This is a genomic window from Sulfitobacter sp. HI0129, assembly GCF_001635395.1.
Taxonomy (GTDB): Bacteria; Pseudomonadota; Alphaproteobacteria; order Rhodobacterales; family Rhodobacteraceae; genus Sulfitobacter.
Genome location: NZ_LWGH01000183.1, coordinates 1 through 1,202 on the forward strand (window position 1 = coordinate 1; position 1,202 = coordinate 1,202).

At 61.1% G+C, this 1,202-nt stretch carries 2 protein-coding genes; one reads left to right on the forward strand and one right to left on the reverse strand.

Annotated features, from left to right (window positions below; all coding sequences use genetic code 11):
* On the forward strand, window positions 1-303 hold a 303-nt coding region (locus tag A3764_RS01905), incomplete at its 5' end, for a nitrilase-related carbon-nitrogen hydrolase (protein WP_330220506.1).
* Window positions 304-564: 261 nt separating this feature from the next.
* On the opposite strand, the gene mntR is transcribed toward A3764_RS01905, so the two are convergent.
* Complete coding sequence (gene mntR / locus A3764_RS01910; protein WP_067920029.1) at window positions 565-1,023, reverse strand: manganese-binding transcriptional regulator MntR; 459 nt, start codon at window positions 1,021-1,023, stop codon at window positions 565-567.
* Window positions 1,024-1,202: the final 179 nt, after the last annotated feature.

A 1,202-nucleotide genomic window follows, 5' to 3' on the forward strand; every position in this document is an offset into this window, starting at 1 on the left:
GAGCAGCACCTCGCCTCCGCGCGGATGCGCGCGGTCGAGGAGGGGCTTCCCGTGGTCCGGGCGGCCAACACTGGGATATCCGCGATCATCGACGCCAATGGAAATGTCGTCGCGCGTCTTGATACCGGGGAAACAGGCACCATTGATGCCGGCCTGCCGGGCGCGCGTACTCCAACGCCCTATGCGCGGTTCGGCGACTGGACCTTGTTGGTTCTTGTTTTTGGGTGCTGGGTCTTCGGCTGGCTGGCCAGTTTGCTCGGACGAGATCCCGATGCGCGGCATTTTGGAACGGAGGTATCCTGATGCTTGTGATCGTGAGCGCTATCGGAGGCGCGATCTGGGGTGGCTATCTGGCACGACGGAGGAGGGGGAATCACCTGGATATCCTCCAATATGCGGTAGCGTCTGCGATCGCCTTCGGACTTGTCGCCCTGTTTGCAACCATCGTGCTGTCGCGGGTTCTCGGCTAGCGAGCTTCGAAATTGCGCAAACGTGTCAGCGGCTTGAAGACCCGATAGCTCGAGGTCCCGATAGAGAATCGCGCGAATGTGCATCTAGGCGAGCTCATTTCTGATTGAGCCGTCGCTCGAACGCCTCCAATGTCGTCCCGCTGACGTGATGCTCGATCCCTTCCGCATCGCGTTCCGCGGTCTCTTCGTCGATTCCCAGGCTCAGAAGAAAGGCGACGACGACCCTGTGGCGGCGTCGACAGATCTCCGCGAGGTCCTGCCCGGCATCGGTGAGGAATATCGCGCGGTATGGCTCCCGCCGGACCAGACCAGCAGCCTTGAGCCGCGAGATGTTCTTGGTCACGGTCGGCGGCTTCACGCCAAGCCGCTCGGCGATCTCGACCGGTCTGGCCTCCCCGCGCGTCTCGATCAGTTCCGCGATCAGTTCGACGTAATCCTCCGCCATCTCGCTTTCATGTGCCTGACGCACGGTCGCAAAGCCCTCGGCCTGCGCCTCGGGAGCCCGGTCGACCGCTTCGAATGGCTCACGCCCATGTGATTGTAGCTTTGTCATACTCGGGACTTTGCAGCGAAACAGCGGGATTGACAACTTGTTTGCTTCGGGTAGATAAGTTAGCCATGTCTAACTTTGTACTTTGGAGGCCGTGGTGATGCGAAATATTATGAGAGCGCTGCTCGCCACACTCGCAAGTGCGCTCCTCCTGTCCGGACCTGTCGCCGCGACGCCGGCCA